This is a genomic window from Aeribacillus sp. FSL K6-2833 (assembly GCF_037965815.1).
GTDB lineage: Bacteria > Bacillota > Bacilli > Bacillales > Aeribacillaceae > Aeribacillus > Aeribacillus composti.
In genome coordinates this window covers 459,994-476,679 of record NZ_CP150189.1, presented here as the reverse complement: position 1 = coordinate 476,679, position 16,686 = coordinate 459,994, and the positions used below count along the sequence as shown (strand labels likewise).

Annotated in this window: 11 protein-coding genes; 8 read left to right on the top strand and 3 right to left on the bottom strand. The window is 36.7% G+C overall.

The genetic code is table 11. The features are described 5' to 3' along the window. Nucleotides 1–7: 7 nt before the first annotated feature. Together NSQ94_RS02460 and isdC are read right to left on the bottom strand one after the other, a co-directional pair. Complete coding sequence (locus NSQ94_RS02460; protein WP_339193391.1) at nucleotides 8–2,782, bottom strand: NEAT domain-containing protein; 2,775 nt, start codon at nucleotides 2,780–2,782, stop codon at nucleotides 8–10. 15 nt (nucleotides 2,783–2,797) lie between these two features. Next, entirely contained in the window at nucleotides 2,798–3,475 is a 678-nt protein-coding gene (isdC, locus tag NSQ94_RS02455) for a heme uptake protein IsdC (protein WP_339193392.1), read from the bottom strand. A 1,050-nt stretch (nucleotides 3,476–4,525) separates the two neighbouring features. Between isdC and NSQ94_RS02450 the strand changes: the two genes are divergently transcribed. The 8 genes from NSQ94_RS02450 to NSQ94_RS02415 all read left to right on the top strand — a co-directional run bounded on the left by NSQ94_RS02450 (nucleotide 4,526) and on the right by NSQ94_RS02415 (nucleotide 15,945). After that, nucleotides 4,526–4,657, top strand: coding sequence for a hypothetical protein (locus NSQ94_RS02450; protein WP_339193393.1), 132 nt, complete (start codon nucleotides 4,526–4,528; stop codon nucleotides 4,655–4,657). Nucleotides 4,658–4,982: 325 nt separating this feature from the next. After that, nucleotides 4,983–5,738, top strand: a complete 756-nt coding sequence (locus NSQ94_RS02445) for an amino acid ABC transporter ATP-binding protein (RefSeq protein WP_063387708.1) — start codon at nucleotides 4,983–4,985, stop codon at nucleotides 5,736–5,738. 1,483 nt (nucleotides 5,739–7,221) lie between these two features. Beyond that, nucleotides 7,222–8,472, top strand: coding sequence for a PucR family transcriptional regulator (locus NSQ94_RS02440; RefSeq protein ID WP_066250119.1), 1,251 nt, complete (start codon nucleotides 7,222–7,224; stop codon nucleotides 8,470–8,472). Between the two features lie 112 nt (nucleotides 8,473–8,584). Further along, nucleotides 8,585–9,721, top strand: a complete 1,137-nt coding sequence (gene ald, locus NSQ94_RS02435) for an alanine dehydrogenase (protein ID WP_339193395.1) — start codon at nucleotides 8,585–8,587, stop codon at nucleotides 9,719–9,721. A 671-nt stretch (nucleotides 9,722–10,392) separates the two neighbouring features. Continuing rightward, the gene (locus NSQ94_RS02430) at nucleotides 10,393–11,403 is read left to right on the top strand and encodes a membrane dipeptidase (protein WP_339193397.1); all 1,011 of its coding nucleotides are present in this window, start codon (nucleotides 10,393–10,395) and stop codon (nucleotides 11,401–11,403) included. Between the two features lie 5 nt (nucleotides 11,404–11,408). After that, entirely contained in the window at nucleotides 11,409–12,635 is a 1,227-nt protein-coding gene (locus NSQ94_RS02425) for a DUF819 family protein (protein ID WP_339193398.1), read from the top strand. A gap of 672 nt (nucleotides 12,636–13,307) precedes the next feature. After that, nucleotides 13,308–14,450 carry an alanine racemase gene (gene alr, locus NSQ94_RS02420; protein WP_339193399.1) on the top strand — a complete coding sequence of 381 codons (1,143 nt, stop codon included), beginning with the start codon at nucleotides 13,308–13,310 and terminating at the stop codon, nucleotides 14,448–14,450. Between the two features lie 1,147 nt (nucleotides 14,451–15,597). Beyond that, entirely contained in the window at nucleotides 15,598–15,945 is a 348-nt protein-coding gene (locus NSQ94_RS02415; RefSeq protein WP_339193400.1) for a DUF4372 domain-containing protein, read from the top strand. A gap of 340 nt (nucleotides 15,946–16,285) precedes the next feature. Here NSQ94_RS02415 and NSQ94_RS02410 read toward each other — a convergent pair whose 3' ends face one another. Continuing rightward, on the bottom strand, nucleotides 16,286–16,618 hold the full coding sequence (locus NSQ94_RS02410) for an antibiotic biosynthesis monooxygenase (RefSeq protein WP_066250125.1): 333 nt from the start codon (nucleotides 16,616–16,618) through the stop codon (nucleotides 16,286–16,288). Nucleotides 16,619–16,686 lie beyond the last annotated feature (68 nt).

Here is a 16,686-nt window from a genome sequence, read left to right as displayed (position 1 = left end):
AGTCAGGTTATTTTTTCAAATGAATAAGGAGCCTTGAGCGATTCTTCCAAACTATGATGGCAAGAGATCCTAGCAGCAATGCCAAATACAAACCAATTTGGGAAAGATCAGCCGTTTTGGCATTCACGGTTGAATTATTTGAGTTATTGGAAGCGTCATCGTCTGTCGACTGTTGATCTGCATCTCGGTTAAAGGTTAGTGAATCGTCATCGCTATTGCTATTTTGTTGATTTTGATCCTGATTTTGGTTTTGATCTTGATCGCTGGAATTCGTATTCTTCGTTGGAACGCCTGTTCCATCATATGGTTTTACACTATCTGGATCAAAAGCAATTTGGATATCATACGTATTGTGATATTGAAGATCTGGAATATCCACCTTGATCTTAGCATTCACTTTTTTAGATAAATCTTCGATCGGGAAACCTACTACTCTTGTATCTTCTTTTTCATTTTTGCTTCGCACTTCCACATCTTGATATTGGCCGTTTCTTTCCACTTGTAATTTCGTGATCCATGAGCTTTTTAGCAATGTGAACGCAACATCTAATTGTCCATTTTTTACAGTTAATAGTGCCGGGCTGACAACATAATCATTGACCATTGACGGTTCTTCTGTACCATTTTTTAATACAGTAAATTCCACGGTATATAGACCGTCAGCCAACTCATTTCTTGTTTGTCCGCCATTGTTATTTCCAGAATTTTGATTGTTATTGTTCGATGGATTGTCTCCAGGCTTATTTGTACCCGGATCTTTCCCAGGATCTTCTGGTTTTTGTCCATCCTCATCCGGCTGATCCTTCTTCACTGGTTTGATGCTGTCTACATCAAACTGGATTTGAACCGTATAAGATCCATCATAACCATATTGCGGTATAACAACTCTTGTTTGAACATTCAGTTTTTTCGTTAAATCATCCACTTCAAACTTGACGACTCTTGTGTCTTCTACGTCATTCGTCGATACAACCTCCGCATCGACATATTGACCGTTTCGCTCTACTTGAAAGGTTTTAATCCATCCGCTGTTTTTTAACGTCACGGAGACGTATTTTTTGCCATCCTTCACCGATAAGTGAGCCGGTTTCACAGTATAGCCATCCATCATCGAGATATCTTCTGTCTTGTCTTTCAAGACCTTAAAGTCAATCGTATATTCGCCGTCTTGAAGCTGTTCTCCAGGCTGTTCATCCTGATCGCCATCTTCTCCCGGCTGCGGATTTGGCTCATTATCTCCAGGTGCTGGATCATTCGGTTCCTCTTCATCTTCTTGTCCTGGATTTTCAGGCTCTTGGCCGCCTTCATCCGGCTGTCCATCCTGCACTGGTGTAATGCTGTCTACGTCAAACTGGAATTGGACGGTATGCGTCATTTCATACATGTTCGGAACCGAAACAGTCAATTGAGCATTCAATTTTTTTGTTAAATCGTCTACTTCAAACTTGACGACTCTTGTATTTTTTTCTACATTCGTCGATACAACCTCTGCATCGACATATTCGCCATTTCGCTCTACCTTAAAGCTTTTAATTAATGAACTGCTTTTTAACGTCAATAAGACGTATTTTTTGCCGTCCTGCACTGTTAGACGGGCCGGCTTCTCTGTATAGTTATCCATTGATGAGATATCATCTGTCCCGTTTTTGAACACTGTCAAGTCAATCGTGTATTCTCCGTCTTGAAGCTCTTCAGCAGGCTGTTCATCTTGATCGCCATCTTCTCCAGGAGCTGGATCATTCGATTCCTCGCCATCTTCTTGACCCGGATTTTCAGGCTCTTGGCCGCCTTCATCCGGCTGTCCATCCTGCACTGGTGTAATGCTGTCTACATCAAACAAGAATTGAACAGTATGAACCGTATCATATACACCTGGTACGGCAACTCTTGTTTGAACATTCAGTTTTTTCGTCAAATCATCTACTTCAAATTTGACGACTCTCGTATTTTCTGTCTCATTCGTCGATACAACCTCCGCATCGACATATTCACCGTTTCGTTCTACTTGAAAGGTTTTAATCCATTCGCTGCTTTTTAACGTCACTGAGACGTATTTTTTGCCGTTCTGCACTGTTAAACCAGCTGGCTTCACAGTATAGCCGTCCATTGTTGAGGTATCTTCTGTTCCGTTTTTCAAGACCCTAAAGCCAATCGTATATTCGCCGTCTTGAAGCTGTTCCGCAGGCTGCTCATCTTGATTGCCATCTTCTCCCGGCTGCGGATTTGGCTCAGTATCTCCAGGAGTTGGATCTTTCGGCTCTTCCCCATCTTCTTGACCCGGATTTTCAGGCTCTTGCCCGCCCTCTTCCGGCTGCTCTGCCTGCACTGGTGTAATGCTGTTTACATCAAATTGGAATTGAACCGTATGAACTGTATCATATACACCTGGTACGGCGACTCTTGTTTGAACATTCAGTTTTTTCGTTAAATCATCCACTTCAAACTTGACGACTCTCGTGTTTTCTGCTTCATTCGTCGATACAACCTCAGCATCGACGTATTCACCATTTCGTTCTACTTGAAAGGTTTTAATCCATTCGCTGCTTTTTAATGTCACTGATACATATGTTTTGCCGTTCTGCACTGTTAAGCCGGCCGGCTTCACGGTATAGCCGTCCATTGTCGAGGTATCTTCTGTTCCGTTTTTCAAGACCCTAAAGCCAATCGTGTATTCTCCGTCTGCTATAGCCGATTCAGCAAAAACAGGCTGTATTTTGACGGTCGGCAATAATAGCAGGAAAACCATAAAAATGGCAAAAAACTTTCTAATCCTTTTCTTCACAAGAAACCTCCCCTTCTACGAAACTTTAAATCTAGATTTGAATTTAAAAATTAGAAATGCTGCAGATAATAAAAATAAACCGATGAAAACATAAAGTGACGTGCTGTCACTAGTTTCCGGATTATTTTCTGTCTGCTTGTCTGTTTCATTTTGATTGTTTGTTTTATTTTGACTACTTTTTTCATTGCTTGTTTTTGTAGAAGCAGAGGTAGATGATTCGTTTGAACTATTAGAATCTGAGCTAACAGCTTTAATGCTATTTTGATCAAACTTTAGTCTTATTGTGTAATGGCTGTCATAAACACCCTCTCCAGGAAATTCGTCTTCTGGAATATAAACATGTATTTGAGAGGTTACAATGTCGGGAACTTGATCTACTTCAAATTGCGCAACTCTTTTATTTGCAGAAGTATCTGTGCTTATCACTTTTGTTTCCACATTAGAAACTTTAAATTCTTTAATCCACGAACTATGATTTAATCTTACTTGAACGAAGTATTTGCCATTTTTCACAATTAGTTTTGCAGGCTTTTCCCAATAATCATTGGCCATGGATACCGAATCATTATCTGCTTTTAAAACTTTATAGTTGATGGTATATGTTCCATCAGCCAAGGAATTATTCGCCGATGCCGGCAATGAAGCATAAAAAACTACAAATAGTAAAAAGACGACTGAAAAAATTTTTTTCATTTTTTGATCCGTACCCTCCTTTAAAATGTAATTAATAGATTGTTATATTCCAGAATTAAATAGCTTTCCTCCTTTCGGCCACTTATCAATAATGATTCTCAATCTCAAGAGTCATTTTATTAATAACGATTCTCATTGTCAATAAATTTTTATGAATCTTCCAGTTTTCCATAATTATAGAAATTTTTCATTTAGTAGTTTTTTATTTAGTTGGAAACTCCGTATTAAAAGACTTTAGTCGAACTTTATACAAGAAAATAGAAAAATCTTGTTTAATTGAATTTCATCCATAAAAAAATAATTTGTATTTATCAGAATGATTGATTCGCCTTATGTCTGAAAAATTATTCGGACAGTGTATTATTCATGTGAATATAGGCTATCGATTAACAAAATGAATAGAAAAAAAATGGAGATGAAACAAATTAGATCAGTTCCCTTTTTTCGGACATGAGGTAGTGTGATGTTAAGGCCAAGGGGGAAAATGAAATGGAAGACTTGGAGTATTTTTAAAAAATGCTTTTTCATTGATTAAACTTTATTAAGAAAATTTAATGTTTGTACCAGCACTTTCTTCTTTATGTATCGATAACGCAATATGAACTCCATAAAAATATGTATGGAGAAGCTGTTATCTCCATAAAAATAAGTTTAGATTCTATAAAAAAGTAATATAGAGCAGATACAAAAATGGTAAAAATTGGACATGAACTTTTTTAAAAAGTGTGAATACGAAATGGAGTGTAAAACGGAATTAATTATTTTTGAATAATTTTTTTAAATAATATTCGCCAGCTATTCTATATGAGTTTACAACTAGGCAATAATGTATTGAAAATACATATGAGCATTTCTTCAAACAATAATATTTTCGCTGTACCTACAATGAAACTTCAAAACAAGCTCATAGTACTAGTAACTCTCATTTCTTTTTATCAATTTGTCCGATCTGTACAATCAACTGTTGACTTTCAAATTATTAAGATCTATTATTATAGAAAATTAAACCTAGCTAAATAGTATGATTTAAATTTAGAACGACTCAATTAGATGGTACAGATTTTTGAATGGATAAAAGGTGCAGACGACGAAGCGGTAGGTACAGATTTAGCATTACTCATCTACAAACAGGGTGTGGATCAAATACATCCTCTCGTTCATCATTTGACACTGCAAAAATAGTGATTCAAAAGCTTGCATATGACAGATCCTATCCTTATGCAAATGAAATCATATATACCTTATTGACTGCACAGTCAGTTGGATTAATAAATGATCAGACATTTAGAATGCTCATTCCTCAAACGCCGGCTGAAGCACTTTCAAATTTTTGTACAGCCACTGTCAATTTTATTAAAGCACATCATTAAGTCATAGGGTGCCATTGCATGAAATAATATTAAGAGCCTAAACGTGTCGCAATTTTTTGAATTTTATATTGATATGTAGTTTTGGAGAATATTTATAAAACTACCATACTTAAGCTTGAAGGCAAGAGGTGGATAACATGCTGGAAATTAAAAATGTACATAAATCATTTGGGAAAAACAAAGTTTTAAACGGAGTTGATTTAAAAATAGATAAAGGAGATGTTGTCGTCATTCTTGGACCGAGCGGATCAGGAAAGACAACATTGCTAAGATGCATAAATTTTCTTGAAAAAGCAGATCAAGGTCAGGCAATTTTTGGGGATATTCAGGTTGATCTTCATAAAGCAACTAGAAAACAAATTCATGCAATAAGACAAAAGACTGCATTTGTATTTCAAAATTACAATCTGTTTAATAATAAAACAGCATTAGAAAATGTAACAGAGGGGCTTATTATTGGCAGGAAGATTCCAAAAGAAAAAGCGAATGAAATTGGAAAAAAAGCATTGGATAAAGTAGGACTGTCCCACAAATACAATGCTTACCCTAGTGAATTATCGGGCGGGCAGCAGCAAAGGGTTGGCATTGCAAGAGCGATTGCTTTAAATCCAGACATCATTTTATTTGATGAACCAACTTCAGCACTGGATCCGGAATTAGTTGGTGAAGTTTTAACAGTTATGAAGCAAATTGCCAAAGAAGGAACAACAATGTTGGTTGTAACTCATGAAATGTCTTTTGCGAAAGATGTTGCCAATCGGGTGATTTTTATGGATGGCGGAGTCATTGTAGAAGAAGGATCACCTAAAGAAATTTTCACACACCCAAAAGAAGAAAGAACAAAACAGTTCTTAAAGCGGGTAATACCCGAGGATTTTACTTACTATATTTAAAAAGTGAACAGCCTCTGTCCTTTCACATCACTGTAAATACAGGCCCAAACACAGAAACCTCCTAAAATTCCTAGCCCTAAACGATTCCATACAATTGTTTAGGGCTTTTGCCGAATATTGATTGATTTCCTCCATATCCTTTACGAGCACCACTATTCAAGCTGTTTCCACTGGGCATCCTACGGAATGAACATATCAGGACGTGGAAGCTCCCGTAAAATAAAGAACCTTCGAAATGAGCCAGCGTTTCCCATTAAAGTATTAAATATCCACAACAGCCAAATATTTTAACGACACGACAAGCAAAAGCAAGTTTCTCAAGAACGTGGTAAAATAATAGCATCAGCATAGCACTGTTCAGCAGCGCTGTATTCTTTCGAAATGCATGAGTACAAGCACTTTATTGATCCAACAGTAATGCAAATTCTCACCCGTTATACGAAGAAGTTTTTCGCGGAAGATTTCGATCAAGTGGCAATTATACAAAGCTGAATATCTATCCATATGTTTCCGGCAAAAATGTCCTATTCTTTTGGAACCCGGCAAATGTAAGCATCGTCGTCTATGCAATGAACAAGCAGTTCATCGGTTTTACCCAGATTTTATCCCATACGTTCGCCAACGTTTTCTAAAATAGGCAATTTTGAAAACGTTTACTTTTTATAATTTGTCAGATTTCCTGACGATAATATTGAGAATGCTGCATTTTAAAAAAATAATCTATTTAAAGACCGTTTAAATGGGCTGCTGCTTTTAATAAAGACGGAATATTTTCATTATAGATTATTAAAACCATTTTAAGGAGGTGGAATCATTCAATTAATGATTGCAGATGATGTGCTTGAGCCTAATACCATGAAATTGGTAAGATCGCTGCCGAATGTAATGAATTGATGACGACACCTTTGATTTGTGAAACTGCTGAACAATCGGCAAGATTAATTCAAAATAACTATGAACTAACAGAGATTTTTATATATGCTGACCCCGTGTTTTTCTACTTAGCAAAAAGTGCGTTTCCTATTAGTAATTTTTCGTATTACATCCCTTTTGCAGGATAAATGATCGGCAAAGAATCGATCAATCAAAAAGGAAAGCCAGGCCGGATTTAGGAAAAATCAATATCACGAAATTATCAAAACACGTAAATGAAAAAGGAAAAGCAAATATTTAGTTTTCTTCATAACTGTAAATCCTTGGATAATTGGCTGCATTTATAGAAGCAAACAAAATGTAATCTGTAATTCTCGGTGTTTGGCTGACCATGTAGAGATTCTTTTTTCGCCATATGACTCTTTATGTTACCTTAGGCGGTATGAGCTTCTTGGCAAGGATATTTGGTACGAATCTTGTTTAGGCTCTTCTAATAATTGTTCAGAAATTTTTTTAATAATGATCGACAAAACGGGTGATTCTTGTTCATTCAATTGACCCTTCATTATTGGATTTAGGACTGTAAAAATGCAAAAGGGGGCAAGAATTAATGAGGAATTCATTAGGCTATCCACAATTACTTTCGCAGTTGCGTCAAGACGATTCCCTAGACCTTTTGGCAGACCGTATTGGTGAAATGCTTGAATGTCCAATAACGATAGAGGATTCCAATCATCAGATCATTTCCTACAGCAGACATAAAGAAAATGTTGATGAAGCAAGAATGGCCACGATTATGAGTAGAAAAGTGCCAGATAAAATCATTAACAGTCTTTGGAAAAATGGGATTATGGCAAAACTGTTCGAAAGCGATGAACCTGTTATTGTCCCTGCAATCGAAGAAGTTGGACTTGGCAACCGTGTCGCTGTTTCGATTCGAAAACATAATGAGGTTTTAGGGTTTATATGGGCACAAATCAATGATAAAACAATGGGCGATGATCAATTGCATTTGCTAAAGGAAGCTGCAAAGCTTGTGAAAAACCATCTCCTCCTTCAGCGAATAAGAAAACGAAAAGAAGAAGAGAGTCATCAAGAATTTCTATGGAAGCTATTAACAGGTCATCTGAACGATGTGTCTAAGATTAAACACCAGGCTAAACGAGTTGGGGTTAATCTGGATGGAAATCTTGCTGTTGCTATCATTAACTTTGAAAATGATATAACACAAGCTATTGAAAAACATGCCTATTATTTGGCTGAAACATTGCACCAAGTTCAAGTAGTCAGCAAATTATTTGATCAAAATCAACTAATATTGCTTACCCGGCTCAGAACAGAAAAAGAGGCGATGAACGCTCTTTCCGGTTTTATTAAAGATTTTATCAACAAAATAAGTATGCGTTTACAAATCCGAAATATATCTGGTGCTTTCGGCTCCGTTTATCATACTCCGGAGCATGTTCATTGCAGCTATAAACAAGCATTGAAAGTATTAAGGCTTAAGGAAAAATTCCCCGATGAATTACAGCAAAAGTATAGTTTTCAGGAGATCGGCATCTATCAGTTTTTAGATGAACTTTATCAAATCCGAGTTCGTGACCACTATCAAAGTGAGGCAATCAAAAAATTAAGAGAGTATGACCTCAAGCATCACACCGATTTATTGCATACGCTTAAAAGTTATTTAGAATGCGACTGCAATGTTTATCAAGCAGCGCAATTATTACATGTTCATCCGAATACGTTAAATTACCGTTTAAAAAGAGTAGTAGAAATAACAGGAATAAACCTGAAAGACCCTAACCAGAAAATAACATTATTTCTGGATTTAAAACTTGAAAGCATGAATGTCGAGTAATTTGTATATTTACACAAATTACTTTTGCGGTTTTCTGATTTTTTCATAAAGTAAGGTTCAACTAAAAGAGATATGATAGTGGTGCAGATGTTATTTTAAGGAGATGGTGAGGATGATCATCGGGGTACCGAAAGAAATTAAAAATAATGAAAATCGTGTAGCTATCACACCTGCAGGGGTTGTGCAATTAATAAATGCAGGACATAAAGTTGTTATTGAAGCAAACGCTGGAATCGGAAGCGGTTTTACCGATGAAGAGTATAAACAGGCTGGTGCCGAGATTGTTGAAAGAGCTTCAGAGGTTTGGGAAAAAGCAGAAATGATTCTGAAAGTAAAAGAGCCCCTCCCAGATGAATATGTATATTTCCGAAAAGGGTTAATTTTATTTACCTATCTCCATTTGGCAAATGAACCGGAATTGGCCAAAGCTTTAGTGGAAAATGAAGTGACCGCTATTGCTTATGAAACAATTACCGTAAATAATACATTGCCATTATTGACACCAATGAGCGAAGTTGCCGGCCGCATGGCAGCTCAACTCGGGGCGCAATATTTGGAAAAATCTAAAGGAGGAAAGGGAATACTGCTAAGCGGTGTTCCTGGTGTCAAACGCGGAAAAGTCACGATTATTGGCGGCGGTGTAGTCGGAACGAATGCAGCAAAAATTGCACACGGCCTTGGTGCAGATGTAACGATTATTGACTTAAATCCTGCACGCCTGCGTCAATTAGAAGACATTTTTGGTTCAACTGTGCAGACGTTAATGTCAAATCCTTATAATATTGCAGAATCTGTCAAAGACTCCGATTTAGTTATCGGTTCGGTGCTGATTCCCGGTGCAAAAGCACCTAAGCTTGTAACGGAAGAAATGGTAAAATCTATGCAGCCCGGGTCAGTCATAATCGACGTTGCTATTGATCAAGGCGGAAACTTTGAAACGATTAATTATGCAACAACTCATGACAATCCTATTATCGAAAAATATGGAGTGCTGCATTATGCAGTCGCCAACATTCCAGGTGCGGTTCCACGTACAGCAACAATTGCCCTAACAAATGTCACGATTCCATATGCTGTGCAAATTGCTTCCAAAGGTGTAATTCAAGCAATTAAAGAAAGTGAAGCGATTAAAACAGGCGTGAACGTCATGAATGGAAATATAACCTTTAAAGCAGTAGCACATGACCTTGGCTATGACTATGTTCCAGTCGATGAGGTCATCTCCGAACGATTGTATTCAACATCATAAAAACACCCTTCTAGCTTAGCTATGAAGGGTGTTTTAAAATAAAAGGTTCCTTAAACAACCTTCATTGACATTAATAAAAGTTCGAAACCGCAAAAAGTTGAAGATGGAAAAGGTTGATTTAAATAAAGAAATGGCATTCATTGCTCATCTTTCTGAAAAAACCGGAAAAAATAAATATGAAAGCGCCTTGATGAAAATGGGAGTTGAACAATTGAATATCAAATCGTAAACCGAAATAGATTAACAGGAAACGCTGGCTCCGCAGGAGAACCTTTTTGAATAGAGCCAGCAAATACGATTATTTTTCAGAATTTTATATCAATCAAATGGACAATCAAAAGTTTGTTTAAAACAAATTTCCAGATTAACTGAAAAGGCAAGCTTTTATCAGATTTTCTTTCCAAACAAATTTTCCGCTGCCGATAAAGTACTTCAACATTCGTTTGAAGAAAGAGATCTAATCACTCTTTCATCTACAAAATAAGATAAAAATTCCAAAAAGCTTGTTAAAAGTTTGGAAAGAATCTCTTCGTTATTATATTTTGACTGAACTTCCTGAATTTTTAATCTTATTTTTAGAATGATGAAAGTAAATAAATTATTCATTTATTATCTGATGCATACCGCCAACTTACAAAAACCTGAATCTGTTTGTTATGGGGGAGTTCATCATGAAAGTTTTTGATCTGCATTCTGACCTGTTTACTGATATTGCATGGCGGAAAAGCCGTGGCGAAAAGAATATATTTGATCGATTTCATTATCCTAAACTGAAAGAAGGCGGAGTCGATTCTATCATTTGTGTGTTTTGGGTAGAGCCAAAATTCCGTAATCATCCATATGACAGGTTTCAAACATTATTTCAATATGTAATGAGTGATTTAATGGATTCTAAACACGCAATGATTGGTCATCCTTTGTCTGATCAACGGAATAACCCTGATTCGGAAAAAATCAAAATCTTTTTTGGGGTTGAAGGCCTTACTTTTATGAAGGATTGGAAAGGGGAAACAATTGAAGCCAAAATCGAAAACACATTCAATTTCCTTCATGAAAATAAATTTATTCATTTGATCTTTGCATGGAATGAGCGCAACTTTTTGGCAACCGGTACTGGCGCAGAAGATTCTAAGATCAAAGGTCTCACAGACTATGGGAAAATTGCCGTTCAGATGGCAAATAAGAAAAACTGGATTCTTGATGTTTCTCATTTAGATGAAACATCTTTTTGGGATATGTATAATGCCAGCGAACTTCCAGTTATAGCTTCTCATAGCAATGCAAGAGCTCTTTGTCCCCATGAGAGAAATTTAACAGATGAACAAATAAAAGCGATTGCGGAAAGAGGTGGAATCATCGGTTTAAATACTTATGGTTTGTTTGTAGATCACGAAAATCCAACGATTGATAAATTCATTGATCATGCGATTTATATAGCTGATCTAGTTGGTCCGGAGCATGTCGCCTTTGGGTTTGATTTTGTAAATTACTTAGAATCCTATGATTTAGGTACAGAATTTAATGTATACACAAGAGATCTGGAGGATGCGACAAAAATTCCATATCTTTTGGAGAAAATGAGCAAAAGAGGGTTCACACCTGAAGAGTTAGAATCCATCAGCTTCAACAATGCTGATCATTATATAAAAAAATTATTTTCAAAAGAAAAAGATAGGAGATGATTAAATTGGAGAAGACACTTATTCAAGCGGATGACTATATAACTTTGTGGGGCATTATTGTAGTTTTGGCTTCGATAAGTATTTATCTAGAACAGCGTTACATTTGGGCATCCAAAATAACAGGAGCCATCATTGCACTCATTGGGGCGATCGTTTTATCAAATACTGGAATCATTCCTACAGCATCTCCAGTGTATGATGCAGTTTGGACTGTTATTGTTCCAGTAGCGATACCATTGTTGCTTTTCCATGTTAACATTAAAAAAATATTTAAGGAAACCGGAAGATTGCTTATTATCTTCCTATTAAGCTCGATAGGGACAATTGCCGGCACCATTGTCAGTTTCTTTTTATTAAAAGATTATATTCCAATGCTTGACAGACTAGGTGCTATGTTCAGTGCAAGCTATATTGGCGGCGGAGTGAATTTTGCCGCAATGGCCGCTAAGTTTAAAACACCAGGTGAATTAGTCTCTTCTGCGGTAGTTGCCGATAATTTAATGATGGCCATACTCTTTATTATTCTAATGATTATTCCAACACTTTCATTTTTCAAGAGACGTTACAGTACTCCCCACATATTGGAAGTAGAGCGTCAGGGTGCAATAGAAGATGGAAAAACATTGGCGGAAAGCTTTTGGAAAAGAAAGGATATTTCTTTAAAAGATATTGCACTTTCTGTTGGGACAGCCTTTTTGTTTGTCATTGTATCCTTTAAGATCGCCAAATATTTTGACCAGTTGATTCCATCTGGGGAAGATGTTTCGTTCTTTATGAATTTGCTGAATGGACTTTTCGGGGATGGATATATTATGCTGACAACGATGACGTTCATGGCACTGACGTTATTTCCGAAATACTTTGAAAATATTAACGGGAGTCAGGAAGTTGGAACATTTTTGGTTCATATATTTTTCGTTGTTATCGGCATCCCGGCGTCCATACCGCTCATTATTCAAAATGCACCATTGTTGTTATTGTTCGCCTTTATTATTGTCATCATTAATTTAATCATTTCTTTAGTTGCCGGAAAAATATTTAAATATGATCTTGAAGATATACTTTTAGCAAGCAACGCTAATATTGGCGGGCCAACAACCGCAGCTGCATTGGCCATTGCGAAAGGTTGGAAAAATTTAATTGGACCGATATTAATAGTCGGAACATTCGGCTACATTATTGGAAACTATGTTGGCACAATTCTCGGCAACTGGTTCTCAACTTTTATGTAAGTGAATCACTTGACCCAGCATTTCAAAAAATGCTGGGTTTATGACAAATACTTGAAATCATAAACTGTGGTCATAGCAAAATTTTTGATGTGAATGCGTTCAATAATCTTTACTCTCATATAGCAGAAACTATTTCTAAATGGAAATACTAAAGAATCCATAACTGAAACTGCCTCAAATGACTTCGCCGAAACATTGCATTGTTGTTTCCATGAAGTTTAGAAGGATTAACGCCACTTTAGCAAGCTTTGAAAAATATTTCAAACTATGTTCCAAGATTAGAAATTGAGAATCTGCCAAGCTGTCCCCTGCATGAATTCATTTAGAAAAAACCATTTTATCAGGTACTCTTATCGAAGATTTTGTGGTAATCTGGTAATCTTTTCTCCATAGTTGGGACACCAAGGCAATTTTATCATGATTTTTTAGACGGAAAAAACTTGTGTTTATCCATTAGTTAATAAAAATGCATTTTATACAAGAGTAAATCCTGAACTTTGTGTAAAGCGGAATCTAGGTTCGGTTCGTTGGGTTGGATGTGAGATTTTACATAATAATTAGGATTTGGCCAATAATCAGTGATATTACGCAAACAACTTTTTGCTGTTTGAATTTCCAGTATATATCCTAAAAAAGCATATTGTTGTTAATTTCACCTAGGGGGAAAACACAATGAATCATGGAAGTTATCGAGACACATGGGTTGAAGTGGATTTGGGAGCGATCCAGCATAATGTAAAGTCCTTTAAAGAACATATTCATAATGAATGTAAGCTGATGGCTGTCGTGAAAGCGGACGGATATGGACACGGTGCCATCGAAGTGGCAAAAGCTGCAATTGGAGCCGGTGCTGACTATTTAGCGGTTGCCATCCTTGATGAAGCAATTTCCCTAAGGGAGGCAAATATTAAGGCTCCAATTTTAATTTTGGGTTATACCTCCCCAAATGCCGTAAAAACTGCAATACAACATGATATTACACTAACTGTTTTTACGCAGGATGTGTTAGATCAAGTGATACAGACTGCAGAGGAACTGAAAAAAAACACCCATATTCATATCAAAATTGACAGCGGGATGAACCGGATCGGCATTAAAAATAAAGAAGAAGCTCTGAAACTGATTCATTCCAATACTTCTTCTTTTGTAACGGTGGAAGGGATATTCACTCATTTTGCACAAGCGGATGATCCAGATTCATCCTTTACAGAAAAACAATTTTCCCATTTTCAAGCAATTGTTGATTACTTGGAACAACATGATGTACATATCCCAATAAAACATTGCTGCAATAGTGCCGCAACGATCGCATATCCGGAAAAGCATTTGGATATGGTTAGGGTTGGTGTCAGTCTGTATGGGCTTTATCCAAGTGAACATTTGCGAGACAAAATTTCCTTGAGACAAGCGATGAGTTTTAAAACAAAGCCGGTTCTGGTCAAAATGGTGAATGCCGGTGAATCAATCAGCTACGGCTGTACATTTACAACTAACAGAGTATCAACGATTGCAACGATTCCTGTCGGCTATGCAGATGGGTTATCCAGATCCATATCCAATAAGGGCAATGTTACTGTAAAAGGAAAAAGGGCGCCTATTGTGGGCAGAATCTGCATGGACCAGTCGATGATTGATGTAACAGGTGTTGGAGCTGTGAATGAAGATGACATCGTCACTATTTTTGGAGATCCAGATCATGGCTATATTTCATTAGGCGAAGTAGCGGAACAAATGAATACGATCCACTATGAAACAGTCTGCCTCATTGGCAAAAGAGTGCCAAGAGTTTACGTGAACAACGAAAACAAAACCTAAATATCATTGTTTACGAACGGGGTCTCTGCCCCCAAAGTTCAAAAAGAGCGGCACATTCGAAAATATAGTCATGAATCACATTGTTAAAGGCATTTAAGAAATGTAGTGTTTGGCAATAAAAGGTTTGCATATTATATATTCCATATCCACCGCCTTACATGAATAGGCGGGTATGATAGGCTGATAAGCCCCGCAAAGTCCTATAACGGGTAGCGGGTATATTATTTACCTCCTGGAAACTTTCGCAGAATGAAGTTGGAAATATGCCTTGAAATAACTTAAAAAACGCGAAGTGCATTCCTCAAGTTAATTTATTTACATTCATCTTACAGCCTTTAGAATAATTAATAAATATATTTTTAACCTTAATGATGGCAAGAAAATTATAGTTACAAGTTATGATGCGAAAAATTTTAAAAAAGAGGCTCCTCGGTCCTCTCTAAATAATTTCTATCCATGAAACTTATCAACTATAAGTTTTAAGTTAAAATTGAAGTCACTTATCCGCAACAAGTCACACACTCTCATAAAACCGCCCTCTTTGTCTCAATAGAACACGATTTTAACTTTTCGTTTTTCACAAACGGTTCTCTGCCGTGCAGCCTTATACTCCTCCTCAAGAAAATATTATTTTAATGACATCCCCTTACCGATAAATTATATTATTTGGACTTACATACTAAACAAAAAACTCGATGGGAAAATCAAAAAGACTTACAAGTAGTCAATAAATGTTACAGAAGTATAATTTAAAGGAAATCCGTAAACTTATCGGAATTCCTTCAAGCACTTTCAGCAAACTAATGCCAGAAGGGGACTACCTTTATCATCAAGCGGACAGGCAATATTACCCGTTTGTTCTCTCGAAGATGTTTTTACTGCCAATGCTTCTTTCGCTAATTGCAGCTAAAAAATCCCTTTGAATGTTTCCTTCGTTTCATGTATACCAAAGGTCCTCTTCATTTGGTCACTTTGATTATAAAAAACGATTAAGTCCTGAATTTTGTCACTAGCATTGCAGTAATTAAATCTGATGATTCAAAATACTAAGAATGTTCAATTTTTTATTGATTTCGAAACAAAAAAATCCTTTACAATGGAAGTACAGGTGGTTCCTGCCCAAATCCAATCGTAAAGGATAACCATTATGGACAAGAATACACTAATTTCATCATTTGGTAAATGGGTTTCACCCATAAATATTCAAAAACTTAGCGAACAAGTCAAAGAATTGAAACAGGACTATTACACAAAAAAGCTGACAACAGAAGCCTATATTAAACTTTTATTGGTAGCCCAGCTGCTCGAATTTAAGAGCTTAGAGGAAATGAGTGATGCACTTGTAGACGAAGATCTTCAAAAAGCACTCGGATTTGAATCGATAAGTGCCTCTCAGCTATCCCGAAAAAACAATCAGATCCAGCTCACTTATTTAACTTTCATACATATAAAAGAGGTGCACTTCACATCAAGTGCACCCCAACAATTGACATAGAACCTAATTTTCAAGAACACTCAGCAACTGAAAATTAGATGTGTGTCTTAATGCCACCGTGTACGGACTTTGCATACCATAAAATCCAGAAGGGGAGATCGCGTCCAACAACGATCTCCCCTTCTTATGTATCTACTATTCTTCTAATAGCAATGATTTAAGTTCTTCTAATCCTTTTTGACGCTCAATTGGATCCAGAAACCCCACACATGAATAGATTCTTAAGCAATAAAAAAACACCCATTCACAATTGACCATCATCTAAAATGAATGGGCATTTAAAAATTTTTAGAGCATATGTTCAGGAAAAATCTACTTTTGGACTGGAGGCTGCTTTATTTTATCGAGTAGAGGACTCTACATAGCCTTTCTGACCCAGCACATAGAAGACATCTTGACGACTCTCCAAAATGTAGGAGGGAGCAGGCTTGCCTCGGTTCGCCCGGTGACCAGCAAGGTGAGCCTCGCTCTTCTCCCAGGCTTTCCAAGCCTCTTCTGATTCCCAGCGAATCATAACGAGTACTTCTTCATTCCCTTTTCTCTGCCTTTTCTTAAGCACGCTTAAATCGATAAAACCCGGCTGCTGTTCGATTATTCCCTGTGAAGTGAAGCGATCAACAATTCGATCGGCATGTCCTTCTGTCACTAAAATAGTTTTTATTTGAACAAACACTCACATTACTCCTTTCATTGTGATTATACATTATTATATTTGATAACAATTATCATTTTCAATAATAC

What these genes read in the sequence shown, in the direction of transcription:
- isdC (WP_339193392.1), bottom strand. Translation starts at nt 3,475, where the DNA reads ATGAAAAAAATTTTTTCAGTCGTCTTTTTACTATTTGTAGTTTTTTAT.
- NSQ94_RS02450 (WP_339193393.1), top strand. Translation starts at nt 4,526, where the DNA reads ATGGTACAGATTTTTGAATGGATAAAAGGTGCAGACGACGAAGCGGTA.
- NSQ94_RS02445 (WP_063387708.1), top strand. Translation starts at nt 4,983, where the DNA reads ATGCTGGAAATTAAAAATGTACATAAATCATTTGGGAAAAACAAAGTT.
- NSQ94_RS02440 (WP_066250119.1), top strand. Translation starts at nt 7,222, where the DNA reads ATGAGGAATTCATTAGGCTATCCACAATTACTTTCGCAGTTGCGTCAA.
- ald (WP_339193395.1), top strand. Translation starts at nt 8,585, where the DNA reads ATGATCATCGGGGTACCGAAAGAAATTAAAAATAATGAAAATCGTGTA.
- NSQ94_RS02430 (WP_339193397.1), top strand. Translation starts at nt 10,393, where the DNA reads ATGAAAGTTTTTGATCTGCATTCTGACCTGTTTACTGATATTGCATGG.
- alr (WP_339193399.1), top strand. Translation starts at nt 13,308, where the DNA reads ATGAATCATGGAAGTTATCGAGACACATGGGTTGAAGTGGATTTGGGA.
- NSQ94_RS02415 (WP_339193400.1), top strand. Translation starts at nt 15,598, where the DNA reads ATGGACAAGAATACACTAATTTCATCATTTGGTAAATGGGTTTCACCC.